The following is a 14,850-nucleotide window of genomic DNA, read 5'->3' as shown; positions in this document are numbered from 1 at the left end:
CTCGGTGTATTGTCTCATTGACCATACCCCCTAAGATCATTATAGGTTTTACACAGAGATTTTCCAATTTGTTTAGGGGGCTAAATAGGCTAAATAGGGAAGCAACCCTTTAGCTTCCGCCGCCTTTAGGATTTCTTCAAAAGCGGCGCGTTCTTTCTTGTTCAACAATAACCTGGCCCGAAACCGGCACAGGTCGGTATGGTCAAATCCTGCTTCCCCCAGGGAAAGGTTCAGTGCTACTTTCCAGCGCAGGTCGTATAAAGCACGTTGTTCCGCTTCCCGGTCTGATACCCGGTCGTGAAACTGCAGCAGGAGCACCTTGACCAGGCGGCTGGGTGGGATGGACGGACGTCCGCAGGAGGCATAGCAGTCGGCAAATAGTTCGTCCCGGAAGATATCGTCAGCCTGAGAGAGGCCATAGTAAAAGCTGTCTTCGGGAACGAGGGGCTTTTGCTCCCAGGCCTGCAGGACGTCGATGTTCGTAAATTTCAATTGTTGTTTTTGGCGGCCCAGCATTTCAAATTACCACCCTCTATCTAATGATACCTTAGATATTCGACAAATTGCTGGTCAATTCCTTCTAAATGGAAAATCTTATGGTTTTTCCGTTAGATTTTTGTGGGTGGTAAGGAGTTTTGCAACAGGCTCCTAGATGTACATCAGCGGTATTGTGAGGGGTATGAGATAGGTTCAAACGGACAAAGAAGACGTTTCCGGTTAGCTAACACCCGCGAGGCCTGGGAGGAGTTTGGCAAAACGCTCGACCAGGATACCCGCATAGTGATGGAAGCCACCAGTAACGCCTTTTGGATCTATGATATTCTATCAGCATATCCTGGACAAGTAGTAGTGGCCAACCCGTTAAAAACCCGTGCAATTGCCGAAGCTCGTGTAAAGACTGATGCCTTGGATGCCCAAATCCTTGCTCAACTTTTAGCGGCGGATTTTATTCCGATGACATGGGTGCCAGCCAAAAACGAATATGAGCTACGTGTCTTACTACATCACCGTATTCGGTTGGCCAAGATTCGAACCATGTTGAAGAATAAAATTCATGCCGCTCTGACCCGGAACGGATTAAACCCGCCCTGTACAGATTTATTTGGGAAAAAGGGGAGGCTTTTCCTGGAGGAGATTAGTTTGCCCAGAACCGACCAAATAGTCATGATTTCTTGCCTGAAGTTACTGGACCACGTCCAACGAGAAATTGATGAACTTGAAGGGGAAATTCACGACAAAGCCAAAGATGACCCAAACGTTCGCCTGTTAATGGGTATTCCCGGTATTAACGTTCTGAGCGCTTTAACCATACTGGCCGAAATTGGCGACATCAAGAGACAAGGTGGTCGAGTAGAGGTATGCCTCACAGCATACCTCCCTCACAGAACCGTGCTTGCGCAATTAACGCACACGGCTCCTCAAGGAATCCTTCACGCAATGTATGCCGACGGCAACCGAATGTCCATGATATTCACATATATCCTGGGACTTGGTAAGGGGTACTTTTCCAGGAACCTTTCGAACTTCTCACTGTCGAAGCTCTTCCTTTGGCTTCTCCGATTTAACCACTTGAAGAGCAAGCACCTGGCAATATGGTGAAATGCTTGGAGGCGCTGGCTATTATCGGTTATACCATAGTAACGGTAGTAGCCTTCAAGCTTCAGCCTAAGAAGGCCCATGAGAGCCTTTGCCGGCAGCATGCGATTCGCCTTTATCCATTCCTTCATCCTCTGCACACTTTGCCGGAATTTCTTCCTGCTGGTACGTCTCTTGACCCTGAACTTGCCCTGGTGGCTGGTGCTGCAGTAGTGGGTAAAGCCTAGAAAGTCAAAGGTATCTGGCTTTCGCTTCCCCATTCGTTTGCACCATTGCGCCGCAAAGCGGCCAAAGGGTATTATCTTGGTCTTCTCTTCGGCCACCGATAGGGAGAATTTAGCCAGTCTGGCCCTTAAGGCCCGGTAAAATGCTTCGGCTTCATGTTTGTATTGAAAGCAGCAGATGAAGTCATCGGCATAGCGCACTATGTAGGCCTCTCCCCGACAGTGCTTCCGCACCACTTTTTCAAACCACAGGTCAAGAACATAGTGCAGATAGATGTTGGCCAGGATGGGCGATATTATGCCGCCCTGGGGTGTTCCTTCGCTTGCGTCCCTTAGTTCCCCGTTTTCCATAATGCCCGCCTTGAGAAATCGACGGATCAACCTGAGAAAATTGGGGTCGGCTATGCGGTGCTCTAAGAATTTCATCAGCCAATCGTGGTCTACATGGTCGAAGAAGCCTTTAATATCGGCATCGACTATATAATTGACCTTCCTGGCTACGATGAGATAGTTTAACAGCTTTAGAGCGTCGTGACAGCCCCGCTGAGGACGAAACCCGAAGGACATGTCCAGAAAATCCGCCTCAAAGATGGCGTTGAGTATCTTGCTAATAGCCAGTTGTACTATTTTGTCTTCGTAGGCCGGTATTCCCAACGGACGTTTCTGGTCAGTGCCCGGTTTGGGAATATATACCCTCCGCACTGGCTGGGGTCGGTAAGATTTGCGTTTGAGGCGTTCTAGGAGGTTCTGAATATTAGCTTCCAGGTTGCCCTCATATTGTCCCTTGGTAATGCCATCCACCCCAGCAGCCTTATTGGCCTTGAGCTCTGCATGGCACATCCTAAGCATATCCACATCTATAAGGTGCATAAGTGAGGTGAAGCGTTCCTTCGGTTGCCTTCGTGCAACTTCCGCTATTCTTGCAAGTTTCGTTGTCAATTCGGTTCCACCTCTGGGTGTGGGAATTGTTTCCCTTACAAGAGCGATCCCTTGTTACGGCCTTCCCTCCCCCGGCGTTACCCGGTTTCCTCAGTACTATGCCGTAATCCGACTCCCTGCCTCCTGTTTGGCTTCCTCACTTTGTATCGCTTGTCGGCCATACTTCCTGAGACCGGAAGAGGTGGCAGGGCCTCCTGAGTTACCGTGGGATAACAATGTACAGCGTGCCGAGGTCTACGACCCCGGGGAGGTGACGGTAGTCTTGCCTTTAGTGATTACCGTCATGTTGCCTTCTGCTGGGGTCAGAGCATCGGCCCTCCCGGCTTAGACAAATTTCGAGGCTCAATCCCTTCAGCGCCATGGCTTTCGGCCCGCTGTCTTGCCTGCCTACGCTTAAACCTGCTGGTTACCCAGCCAGGCTCCAAGGCTGGCTACTGGCGGTTGGCTAGACCTTACCAGGTGGGCTTCCCACCCACTATATCCCGCGGCATTGCTCAGCCGCACGACCCCATTGTCAAGACAGTTTTATTTAAAATTTAAGAGCCAAACACGTGTTTTATAGATCTTGTAATAGGTAGAATGGTTAGGGTTATTTAACCATTGGCACTACCAAATCTGTTATAATATCCCTGGTTGTAGCCACCTCCTTTTGTATATTTTGGCATGATTGTGTGTAAACTTCTGCAGGTGTTTGGTAGCCAAGTGATTGATGAGGGCGACGATAGTTATAAAAGTCCAGGTAGTGGGCGATTCTTTGCCTGGCCTCGCGGGGACTGGCGTAGTCGTGCAGGTAAACTTCTTCGTATTTCAGACTGCGCCAGAGGCGCTCGACAAAGATGTTATCTGTAGCTCTACCCTTGCCGTCCATGCTGATTTGGACCCCTGCATTTTTTAAAAGCTCTATGTACTGCGGACTGGTAAACTGGCTTCCCTGGTCACTGTTCATGATTTTCGGCCGGGACCGGGCCAGGGCCAGTTTAACCGCTTCCAGGACAAAGGAAATCTCCAGCGAGAGGTCCATCTCCCAACTGACCACATAACGGGAGTACCAATCCATGATTGCTACCAGGTACACCCAGCCCTTTTGCAGGCGAATGTAGGTAATATCTATGCCCCACACCTGGTCTGGATGGGTGATTTCGAGGTTTCTAAGCAAGTAGGGGTAAACCTTATGTTGCTGATTGCGCTTGCTCAGGTTTGGCCCGGGATGGATACCGGCGATCCCCATTTCACGCATATGTCGCTGTACTGCTTTACGGTTGACTTCAAAGCCCTCGCGGCGAAGCTGTGCTGTAATCCGTCTGGAACCGTAGTACGGATGTTCTGTGTAGATCTCATCAATGCGGTGTTTGATAGCGATTTCCTCTGGTGAAGGTCCCACAGGCTTGTAGTAAAGGCTTGTGCGATTAAGGCTCAAAAGTCTGGCCTGTGTTGCAATGGGAATTTCCGGGTTATCCCACTCGACCAGGGCCATGCGTTGCTCACGGGTCATGCTGGATGCCAGATTTTTTTTTCAACCAGGACAGTTGTGTGGTCAGACGACCAATCTCGGCATACAAGTCCTGGATTTGCTTTTCGTAATCTTTTTTCATGGCTTCTATATTTCTTTTATCAAAAAGTTGGGGCAGGTTTTCGAGTACTTCTTTTTTCCAATTCTTTAACTGAGTGGTATGGACCCCGTATTCCGATGATATCTGAGAGAGGGTTTTATCTTCTTTGAGAATTTCCAGTACGATCTTGCTTTTGAATTCCGGCGAATATTGTTTGCGAACAGACATTTGGTTCTAAAAAACCCCCTTTTCACTGTCTAAAATCCTGGGTCCATTATAATCGTTTTACCTAAGACTCAAGGCCAAAAAAGGCCATAAGATTGCGATTGTAGCCACGGCATGAAAACTACTCACGATAATATGGGCGGTATTGACTAAACAAGAAAAGGATAAAGACATCCGCAGGGACCTGTTGGAGAGGAAGCTGCGTACCCTGGCTAAAAGGGCTGTAAAGTACCCAATGCGAGAAGATTTGTCCAACCTCCTTGAACGAGTTGGGGAGATGGAAACCGACGATGTATTTGCACCATTTTCGTTACCAGGGCCGGATAAGGTAGCTTGCGGGTAACAATGATATAGCCCGCGGCAGAACCCGTCAAGGAAAAAGACCCTTGACTGAACCTGCCGCGGGCTATGGAAGATTACCAACGTAAGCTACCTGGGGTGGCTAGGGACACTCCCTTTACCGGGTTGACCTCTCCTAAGATTGGACAATTGGTCCTTCATGCTCACGATTTTAGCGAATTTCAATCAGGGCGGCGGCCTTGACTGCCACCCCGCACGTGGTTAATCAAAACCACCGACGGGGCGGCTCCGGGGAACATCTTATGCGGCACAAGAGGCACGCCCCGTCGCCTAGCTATTGTACCACGTGCGGGGTCCTCGGCCGTCAAGGCTACCCTGCGGCACCGCCCAGAAATCCCTCAAGGGCTCACCAAGGAACATGCATTTTTAAAGCCCTACGGGCTGAAACTGTCCAATACAGTTAGGGGGCTTAAGAGTTACTACCCACAAAGAAATTTTTTAAAAGGGTCTTGCATTTTTTCATAGGTGAGAGGACGGGGGTTAGCCGCCCCCTCCTACTCGATGTACACTCGGCATGGGCGTTAACCCGGTGATGAAGGTATACTGCAGACGAGGCAGCACGAGTCTGTTAATTAAAGGCAGGGTATCCACTGCGAGGTGAAATCTGAAAAAAAATTAGTGCTTGTTCCAAAATTTCAGCCAGATTCATCTTAAATCACAAATTCAAGTAAAAATATAAGCATTTTAAAGAAAATAAAAATAAAACAGGTTATAATTGTCTTATTTGCTTATTATTCATACTTGATTTGTTTTTTGTATCAGTATAATTTTCTTGCAATTAAAAATATGAAAATAATTTTCACATTGTGAAAACAGGGGTGTATTTAATATGCATTGTAAAAAAACGGCCTGGGAAACAGCAATAAAACAACTGGAAGAATCTGCGGCTATAGCTGGTTTGTCTCATGAAATACTGGAACTGCTAAAAAAACCGCAACGAATTTATACGGTTCATTTCCCGGTTCGTATGGACGATGGTACTACTAAAATTTTTACTGGTTTCCGGGTACACCATTGTCACGCCTTGGGTCCCATTCGAGGAGGTACGAGATTCCACCCGGACAATACCCTCGAAGATATTAAAGCACTGGCCTTGTGGATGACCATTAAGAATTCTCTCAACGGCATACCGGCTGGCGGAGGTAAGGGCGGAGTAGTTTGCGATCCGGCGACAATGTCTAGGTTCGAACTAGAAAGAGTTTGCCGTGCCTATATCAGGGCTATTTCACCACTTATTGGGACCTGGAAGGATTTCCCGGGGGCCGACATTGGTACTAATGAACAAACTATGAGCTGGATGCTTGATGAATGGGAACAAATACACGAAATGACCCATGACCCGGCAGCCATAAGCGGCAAGGCCCTCGTTTTGGGTGGCTCAGAGGGAAGACCGTCGGCTACCGGGCTAGGGGTAATGTTTGCCGTTCGTGAAACATGTAAATATCTGGGATTACAAATGAAGGGCCTGCGGGTTGCAATTCAGGGGTTTGGGAAAGTTGGTTCCTGGGCGGCCCGTTTGCTTTATGACGAGGGTGTAATAATTGTCGCCTTAAGCGATGTTTACGGTGGTATTTTGAACCCTGAGGGTTTGAGCCCGTACGAAGTTTTAAAATTCGTAGAAGAAACCGGAAGTGTGGTCGGTTACCCTAAATCAGAATCAATCACTAATGAGGAACTACTCTGTCTTGATTGTAATGTAGTCATACCTGCCGCAGTCCAAAGCGTCATTACGGAAGAAAATGCACCCAATATAAAAACAAGGATAATAGTTGAAGCAGCTAATGGCCCAATTACTCCTGAAGGAGAACAAATTCTTCTTAGCAAAGGCACTTTTATAGTGCCGGATATTTTGGCTAACGGAGGTGGTACAACTATCGCACACCTGGAAAGGGTTCAGGGGTTATGTGATCATTACTGGACGGAAGAAGAAGTTAGGAAACAATACAACATTATATTTACCCAAGTTTATAATCAGGTTTACCACGTCGCCAAGGAGCGCAATATCAGTATGCGTATGGCCGCATGGGTCAAAGCTTTAAAACGTTTAGAAAGCGCAATTAAAGCACGAGGATGGGTATAGGGCTATGTCGCCAATGCCGAACGTTAAAGCTTTAGAAAGGGCCCTTGATATCTTAGAAGCTTTTTCGCTTGAAAAAAGCGAATTAAGTCTTACTGAACTAAGCCGTAGAGTAAATCTTTCACCACCTACAGTTAGTCGTCTTATGCAAACCCTCATTAAGCGAGGTTATCTTATCCAAAATCCCTCCAATAAAAAATACCGCCTTAGCTTTAAATTCTTGGACCTGGTTGCCATAATTCATGCAGGTATGGATTTACATCGAGCAGCTTTTCCGGTACTGAGCAAACTCAGGGATAAGTTAAAAGAAACTGTATACTTGGATGTAATTGAAGGCGACGAAAGGGTTTGTATTATATCATTACCTGGAATTCATCCGGTTCGCACATTTGTACCCCTTGGACAACGATCCCCTCTTTACGCCGGTGCAGACTCCCGCATGTTGCTCGCGTCCTTAGATGATGAAGAAATTGAATCCTATTTTAACCGGGTTGAATTTAAATGCTTCGCTTCCAATACGATTACCGATAGGGAGAGGTTGTGGGAGGAGATACGTTTAACCCGCCTTATGGACATGGCTGTTAGCGTGAATGAATTTCACCCGGGTAGCGCATGTATATCAGTACCCATTAGGGATTACTCGACAAAAGTTATAGCCGCATTATCTGTATCCTTCCCGGATTCCAGGGCTAATAAAAGTAACATCGAGAATTATGCTGCTGCCATTCGCAATGCGGCCCGCAGTTTGTCCGAGGCTATGGGTTATAGGCAACAAGGAAAAAAACATATCCCCATCCCTGAGGACTTTATAAAAAGAATTTCCCTGGCATGAATATTCCATAAAAGAAGAGCGAGGGAGTATCAATGAGTAGGGACAATATACTACGAGTTGTGATCACTGTTGCTGCAATTGCGATGTCATTGTTTATTCTAATAACATCCATTAGCTTGCCCCTTGTAGCAATGTGTCAAAGGGCCGTTGTTTTAATGCTCAGTTTATTTATTATTTTTCTTATGTGTCCGTACAAGAAGAAAGAAGGGGCTAGGATTACTATTTTCGATATACTATTAGCTATAGCTGGAATAGTGATTGGTGCATATATATTGATAGACTATGAAAACTTAGTTAACCGCATGGGAGTTCCGAATAAAGCTGACCTGATTATGGGCGGTATGGCCATCCTTCTGGTCCTTGAAGCTACCCGGCGCGCTATTGGCTGGCCCTTACCTATAGTTACGAGCTTATTTTTGCTTTACAATTACTTTGGACATTATATTCCGGGCACTTTTGGACACCGCGGTTATGACTTGGTGAGAATTATTAATCAAATGTACATGACTACCGAAGGCATATTCGGTGTCCCCTTGGGTGTGGTGGTAAGTATTGTCTTTCTTTTTGTGCTGTTCGGATCTTTTCTGGAAAGAAGTGGGGGCGGCAATTTCTTTATCAATTTTGCGATGTCTATCGCCGGTAGATCGAGGGGTGGTCCGGCAAAAATTGCAGTTATTGGTAGTGGGCTAATGGGTACCATTTCCGGGAGCAGCATAGCCAATGCAGTAACTGTAGGTAGTTTCACTATACCATTGATGAAACGTGTTGGCTATAGGCCGGAATTTGCTGCAGCAGTGGAAGCAAATGCTTCTACTGGGGGGCAGATAATGCCACCCATTATGGGTGCAGGAGCTTTTATCATGGCTGAATTTACTCAAATCCCATACATAAAAATAATTGCTGCTGCGGCAATACCCGCAATTCTATACTACTTTAGCATCTATATGAACGTGCATTTCGAAGCCTGCCGCGCAGGGTTGGAAGGCTTGCCTCCTGAAGAGGTCCCTAAAATGAAGGAGGTTTTAAAGGATGGATGGATTTATATTTTCCCCATTGCTGCCCTGGTGGTTATTTTAATATTGGGTTATAGCCCGGCAAGGGCTGCTTATGCAAGCATCGCGTTGTTAATTCTGGCAAGTATGCTTAAAGCGTCCACCAGAATGGGTTTTGCTGACATCCTGGATGCCCTGCGAAATGCAGCATTAAATGCTTACGGGGTTGTTGCTGCATGTGCGTGTGCGGGCATGATTGTAGGTTCGGTTAGTATGACTGGCTTAGGTATAAAGTTTTCTAACGTAATTGGGGCTATTGCCGGAGATAAGATAATTTTAGGACTCTTAATGACAATGGTTGCATCATTAGTTCTTGGTATGGCCCTACCTACTACGGCCAACTACATTGTACAAGCTTCTATTGCTGCTCCAGCCTTGGTCGCACTGGGCCTGCCCGTGCTAACTTGTCACTTATTCGTTTTCTACTTTGGTGTTTTTGCCGATATCACCCCCCCGGTAGCTTTGGCCGCTTATGCAGCCGCTGGTATTGCAAAGGCAAACCCGTTGATTAGTGGTCTTTTGGCTGCTCGAAATGTTACCGTGGCTTACCTGATACCTTACTTGTTTGTTTTCTATCCAGCCCTCCTGGGAAAGGCCCCTGTCTTTGATGTAATATTCACAGCGATTTCAGCTGCGATTGCCATTGTTGCATTTAGTGCTGCCTTCTCAGGCTACCTATACTGTAGATGCAAGGGTTGGGAGAGAATAGTCTTAGTGGTTATGGGTGCTATGTTGCTGTTTCCAGAGAAGATTACCTCTTTAATTGGGGGAGCGCTGCTGTTGCTGTTTTATATCTGGCAGAGGCATAAATATAAAGCTGTTATTAAGGAGGAGGTGGGGAAAAGTGTTAGTGAGTAGATAAACAGCTGAGACCCGTAACTCGTAACAAAAAAAGGGGGGTTAAAGATGTTAAAATTAGGTCTTAAGAAAAACATAGCCTTGCTTGCAACACTAGTTTTTCTTATGGGAATACTTACCGGATGCACAGGCAGCAAAGAGCAAACCGGTCAAGACAGTTCCAAGGTGTTAAATATGTCCATTTCAACCGGTGCTACCAGTGGCACTTACTACCCTTTGGGAACAGCTATTGCCAGCGTGGTTTCTAATGCAGGCATTGGTGTGAACATGACAGCTGAATCCACTAGTGGCTCTATAGAGAATGCGCGTCTTATAGGGCAAAAACAAACCGAAATTGGTTTTGTTGAGTCGTTGATTGCTGACTGGGCTTATAACGGAAAAGAGATGTTTAAAGACCAGAAGGTCGAAAATATCCGTGGACTGGTAGCCCTTTACCCCAACACAATTCAAACTGTGGTAAAGAAAAAGTCCGGTATAAAATCCTACAAAGATCTCAAGGGCAAAAAAGTTGCTGTAGGTATACAAGGTAGCTCAAGCCCTATGGCAATGCAAGTGGTTCTCGAATCTTATGGGTTGTCAATGAATGATATTAAACCGCAGTATCTGGCCTATGGCCCTTCCATGGAACTTTTGAAAGACGACCAGGTAGACGCGGTAATGGTTGATGCCGGAGCACCCAACTCATCAATTATTGACGTTAGCACCCAGCATGATATCGATATTTTATCAATAGAACCAGAAAATATTAGAAAAATTAGGGAAAAATACCCGTACTTTTCGAATCCAGTTACTATACCCAAAGGAACATATAAGGGTGTTGACAAGGACATCATTACTACCGGTTCACTGGCCACGCTTTGTGTAAGAGCCGATTTGCCTGAGGATGTAGTTTACAATATTACAAAGACCATCTTCGAGAAAAGAGATGAAATTGCCAAAGTACACGAAAAAGGTAAGAGCATTAACTTGGATACTGCAATAAACGGAATATCAATCCCGCTGCATCCCGGTGCAGAGAGGTATTATAAAGAGATGGGCGTTTTAAAATAAACTTATTTGTTGATGTGGTGAAGCCCATTAAGTTTCTTAATGGGCTCTCTTATGCCTCCTTAACCTAAATATGGAGATGATTTTATGTATCCGCCAAATGAAGCGGGGCCGGTAGATTATGAAGGCCGTATAGCCCAAGTATGTACGCATTTAGGTGAAAGAAAAGGTGCCTTCGATTTTTCTATCATACCTCCGGTTTATGAAACGGTTAATTTCTACTTTAAAGATCTAGAGGAAGCACAACATTACTTCAATCAAGGTAAATCCGGGCGCTTCTATTACACGCGTGTTAGCAATCCCACTACTGCAATTCTAGAACAAAAATTGGCCGCCCTGGAAAAGGCACCGGCCTGTAAGTGTTTTGCCTCTGGTATGGGTGCCATTGGAGCATCTATCCTGGGTCTTGCTAAATCCGGTGATCACATTGTAGCAGTTAAGACTATTTACAAAAACTCTTCACGCATATTGAACGAAATAGCTCGCAGGTACAGTATAGATGTAACCTTCGTTGGGGGGCATCGGGTTGAGGACTTTGCCGAAGCTATTCGTCCCAATACAACCATATTTTATTTGGAGAGCCCATCGAGCTCACGCTATTCGTTACAGGATTTAGAGGCAATAGGTAAATTGGCAAGGAGTCATGGTATTACTACTCTGATTGATAATACCATAGCAACTCCCTATAACCAGAATCCACGGGATTACGGTATTGATGTGGTCATTCATTCCGGTAGTAAATACCTGAACGGTCATGGTGATGTGCTTTACGGGGCGGTATGTGCAGATGAACATTTAGTACAAAAAATAGCCGAGCGTGAACATTATTTACTGGGAAACATACTGGGGCCCCTGGAATCATGGCTGGCTCTGCGTGGGTTGCGCACTTTTGCTTTGCGGATGGCTTATTACAATAAGGTTGGACTGGAAATAGCATGTTTTTTGGAAAGTCATCCCAAAGTGGCTCGTGTATATTACCCAATGCTGGAATCGCACCCGCAATATAAACTTGCCTTGCGTCAGATGCGTGGTGCGGGTTCGCTCATGGCCATAGAGTTAAAGGACGGTTACGAGAAAGTCAGGTCGTTTATAAACAACCTGAGGCTATTTAAAATTGCAGCAAGCTGGGGTAGTTTTGAAAGTTTGGTGTGGTATCCTGCGACTGGGATGCGAAATATTGATGAGGATTGGTTAAAAGAGCATGAGTTGAGCCTGTCAATGGTACGTTTGTCAATTGGGTTAGAAGATCCTGAGCTGATCAAGGAAGATCTGGATAGTGCGCTTAGAAAATAATGTCTTCTGTCGTTTTTGACTTTACTCATGGGGGAGTTTTTATGCCAATGATTATCATAAATCAAAATTATTGTAAAAAGTGCGGTATATGTATAGCTTTTTGCCCCAAACAAGTTTTTATCCCGGGTCAAAAAGATTATCCCCAGGTTCAGTATGTCGAGAAATGTACAGCGTGTAAACTATGTGTGTTCAGATGTCCTGATTTTGCTTTGGAAGTGAGGGAATAGAAAAATGAACCAGTTAATTAGTGGAGGTAAAAAACTTTTCCTGCAGGGTAACGAAGCCATCGCCGAAGGTGCTATCACCGCTGGTGCCCGTTTCTACGCCGGTTATCCTATCACACCTTCTTCAGAGATCGCGGAGGTATGTTCTCAAAGGCTTCTGGAGGTGGGCGGCGTCTATATCCAGATGGAGGACGAGCTGGCCAGCATAGCTGCAGTCATCGGTGCATCTCTAACAGGAGTAAAGGCTTTTACCGCCACTTCCGGCCCCGGTTTTTCGTTAATGCAGGAAAACCTCGGCGTCGCCATATTAGGTGAAGTTCCGTGTGTGGTAGTTAACGTGCAGCGCTCCGGTCCCAGCACCGGCTTAGCCACCAAACCGGCCCAGGCCGATGTCATGCAGGCGCGCTGGGGGCGCCATGGCGACCAGAGTATCATCGTCATTTCCCCGGCGACTGTGCAAGAATGCTTCGATCTCACCGTCACAGCCTTTAACCTCGCCGAGCGCTTCCGGGTGCCGGTGGTCCTTTTAGCCGACGAAATTGTGGGCCACATGCGGGAAAATGTTGTACTTCCCGACCCGGCCCAGATAAAAATTGTCAACCGTAAAAGGCCGACCTGTCCTCCGGAGGAATACCTCCCCTTTAAGCCGGACGCTGACGGTGTTCCCCCGCTGGCTGACTACGGGAGCGAATACATTTTCCACGTCACCAGCTCCATGCACGGGGAAAGGGGCTACAGCCAGAACGACCCCGCCAACGCTGGGGCGAAAATCAAGCGCCTCTTCACCAAGCTGGAAGATCACCTGGATGAAATTCTGATGGTGAAGCACCATTACAACCCGGAGGAAGAACTGGACCTGTTAGTCGTTACCTTCGGATGCACAACAAGGCCTGCCCGGGAGGCCGTCTTACGTGTCCGGGATATAAAGGCTGGAGTACTGCAGCTCATTACCCTTTGGCCCTTCCCTGAAACCTTTATCGCAAGAGCAGCGGCGAAAGCCCGCGCCCTTTTGGTACCGGAATTAAACTTGGGGCAGGTAGTGCGCGAAGTCGAGCGGGTCGTCGGCAAAGAAAAACCGGTCTTTGGTTTGCCTAAGTCCAACGGCGAAGGGCTCACCCCCGCCGAAATCGGTGCCCGGATTAAGGAGGTGGCTGGCCTTGTCGGCTGTGCTTAAAACACACTGGAGGGAGTACCTGGACGAAAAGATGTTGCCGCATCTGTGGTGCCCGGGATGTGGAAACGGGATTACCCTGGGGGCCCTGGCACGTGCACTGGCTGAGCTGAACCTTCCTCGCCACAAGGTGGTGGTGGTTACCGGGATCGGCTGCTGGGGCAAAGCCGACGATTACCTTTCCACCAGCGCCCTGCACGGGACCCACGGGCGGGCGTTGGCCTTTGCCACGGGTGTAAAAGCCGCCCGCCCGGAACTCACCGTCATTGTCCTCATGGGGGATGGGGACGGGGCAACTATCGGCGGCAACCACCTCATCCACGCTGCCCGTCGCAACATCGACCTCACAGCGATTGTTGTCAACAACCACAATTACGGTATGACCGGCGGGCAGGTTTCCGCCACCACGCCGGCGGACGCCGTCACCAGTACCACCCGATATGGCAACCCCGAGCAGGACTTCGACCTCTGCCGCCTGGTGGAAGCTGCCGGCGCCAATTATGTGGCCCGCGGTACCGTTTACCATGTTCCCCAGCTGGACCGGCTGATTCGCGACGGGATCAGGAAAAAAGGTTTTTCCTTCATCGAAGTGATGAGCCCCTGCCCAACTCACTTCGGGCGGAGAAACCGTCTGGGTTCGGCTGTGGAGATGATGAAACTTTTAAAGGAAAGGGCGGTGCCTGTAGGCTCGGCGGCGGCCAAAAGAGGAGATCTCCCGGCAGGTTCCTTTTTTATCGGCAAACTGGCCGAGCGCGACGAGCCCGACTTTACCACCCGCTACGAACTGATCCGCCAAAAAGCGCTGGCGAAAGGAGGGAACCGGTAGTGAAGGAAACCTGGCAGGTGGTGCTGGCTGGCGAGGGCGGGCAGGGCCTGATCGTCGCCGGCATTCTTTTGGCCGAAGCAGCTTCCCTTTTTGAAGAAAAGAACGCGACGCAGACGCAATCATACGGAATTGCCACCAGGGGTGGATTTACCAAGTCGGAAGTGGTGATCAGCACGCAGGAAATAATTTACCCGGGCGTTGAAGAACCCGACCTGGTTCTTGCTTTGACGCCGGAAGCCTACGAAATATACGCCCGGTCTTTGGCACCGGAAGCCCTCCTGATTTACGATAAGGGCCTGGTGACTGCCGAAGAAATGGAAAAAAGCAGGGCGCGTACTTATGGCTTCCCCTTTACCGATACCGCTCGCGAACTGGGTCGGGTGGGGGTAGCCAACCTGGTTGCCTTAGGGGTTATCGTGGCTTTAACCGGCATAGTCGGGTCTGAATCACTGGAAAAAAGCATTCAGCACCGCTTTTCTGGCAGCGCAGCGGAGTTAAACCTAAAAGCTTACCACCGGGGGTTCGAACTGGTGGGGAAGAAGTAATGCCGTGGCATGTAGCTGTGCTGGCGATGGC

At 47.8% G+C, this 14,850-nt stretch carries 12 protein-coding genes and 1 pseudogene; 10 read left to right on the top strand and 3 right to left on the bottom strand.

What is annotated here, in order from left to right; genetic code table 11:
* Window positions 1-72: 72 nt before the first annotated feature.
* Entirely contained in the window at window positions 73-516 is a 444-nt protein-coding gene (locus G7K71_RS16920) for a transposase (protein ID WP_243175078.1), read from the bottom strand.
* A 102-nt stretch (window positions 517-618) separates the two neighbouring features.
* Between G7K71_RS16920 and G7K71_RS20300 the strand changes: the two are divergent.
* Window positions 619-1,329 (top strand): annotated as a pseudogene (locus G7K71_RS20300) (IS110 family transposase); the annotation flags it as partial.
* Window positions 1,330-1,430: 101 nt separating this feature from the next.
* On the opposite strand, the gene ltrA reads toward G7K71_RS20300, so the two are convergent.
* The gene (gene ltrA / locus G7K71_RS19615; RefSeq protein WP_166348957.1) at window positions 1,431-2,759 is read right to left on the bottom strand and encodes a group II intron reverse transcriptase/maturase; all 1,329 of its coding nucleotides are present in this window, start codon (window positions 2,757-2,759) and stop codon (window positions 1,431-1,433) included.
* A 589-nt stretch (window positions 2,760-3,348) separates the two neighbouring features.
* Window positions 3,349-4,537 (bottom strand): IS3 family transposase gene (locus tag G7K71_RS16910; protein ID WP_243175077.1). Its coding sequence is split into 2 segments (ribosomal slippage): window positions 3,349-4,273 and window positions 4,272-4,537, totalling 1,191 coding nucleotides; the frame shifts between segments, so codons are not numbered across the junction.
* Window positions 4,538-5,723: 1,186 nt separating this feature from the next.
* On the opposite strand from G7K71_RS16910, the gene G7K71_RS16905 reads away from it, so the two are divergent.
* From G7K71_RS16905 to G7K71_RS16865, 9 genes are all read left to right on the top strand, one after another.
* Entirely contained in the window at window positions 5,724-6,974 is a 1,251-nt protein-coding gene (locus G7K71_RS16905; protein ID WP_166348954.1) for a Glu/Leu/Phe/Val dehydrogenase, read from the top strand.
* Window positions 6,975-6,978: 4 nt separating this feature from the next.
* A complete protein-coding gene (locus tag G7K71_RS16900; protein WP_166348951.1) occupies window positions 6,979-7,803 on the top strand; it encodes an IclR family transcriptional regulator in 825 nt (274 codons plus the stop codon).
* A 32-nt stretch (window positions 7,804-7,835) separates the two neighbouring features.
* Window positions 7,836-9,713, top strand: coding sequence for a TRAP transporter permease (locus tag G7K71_RS16895; protein ID WP_166348948.1), 1,878 nt, complete (start codon window positions 7,836-7,838; stop codon window positions 9,711-9,713).
* Window positions 9,714-9,761: 48 nt separating this feature from the next.
* On the top strand, window positions 9,762-10,763 hold the full coding sequence (locus tag G7K71_RS16890) for a TAXI family TRAP transporter solute-binding subunit (RefSeq protein ID WP_166348945.1): 1,002 nt from the start codon (window positions 9,762-9,764) through the stop codon (window positions 10,761-10,763).
* Window positions 10,764-10,847: 84 nt separating this feature from the next.
* The gene (locus G7K71_RS16885) at window positions 10,848-12,053 is read left to right on the top strand and encodes a PLP-dependent aspartate aminotransferase family protein (RefSeq protein ID WP_166348942.1); all 1,206 of its coding nucleotides are present in this window, start codon (window positions 10,848-10,850) and stop codon (window positions 12,051-12,053) included.
* On the top strand, window positions 12,053-12,280 hold the full coding sequence (locus G7K71_RS16880; protein ID WP_313885020.1) for a ferredoxin family protein: 228 nt from the start codon (window positions 12,053-12,055) through the stop codon (window positions 12,278-12,280). The genes G7K71_RS16885 and G7K71_RS16880 overlap by 1 nt, the downstream gene beginning before the upstream one ends.
* A gap of 4 nt (window positions 12,281-12,284) precedes the next feature.
* Complete coding sequence (locus tag G7K71_RS16875) at window positions 12,285-13,451, top strand: 2-oxoacid:acceptor oxidoreductase subunit alpha (RefSeq protein ID WP_166348936.1); 1,167 nt, start codon at window positions 12,285-12,287, stop codon at window positions 13,449-13,451.
* A complete protein-coding gene (locus tag G7K71_RS16870; RefSeq protein ID WP_313885034.1) occupies window positions 13,444-14,274 on the top strand; it encodes a 2-oxoacid:ferredoxin oxidoreductase subunit beta in 831 nt (276 codons plus the stop codon). The genes G7K71_RS16875 and G7K71_RS16870 overlap by 8 nt, the downstream gene beginning before the upstream one ends.
* The gene (locus G7K71_RS16865) at window positions 14,274-14,819 is read left to right on the top strand and encodes a 2-oxoacid:acceptor oxidoreductase family protein (protein ID WP_166348933.1); all 546 of its coding nucleotides are present in this window, start codon (window positions 14,274-14,276) and stop codon (window positions 14,817-14,819) included. Before G7K71_RS16870 ends, G7K71_RS16865 begins: the two co-directional genes overlap by 1 nt.
* Window positions 14,820-14,850 lie beyond the last annotated feature (31 nt).

The organism is Desulfofundulus sp. TPOSR, from assembly GCF_011393055.1.
GTDB classification, from domain to species: Bacteria; Bacillota; Desulfotomaculia; order Desulfotomaculales; family Desulfovirgulaceae; genus Desulfofundulus; species Desulfofundulus kuznetsovii.
This window is presented reverse-complemented; position numbering and strand designations above follow the sequence as displayed.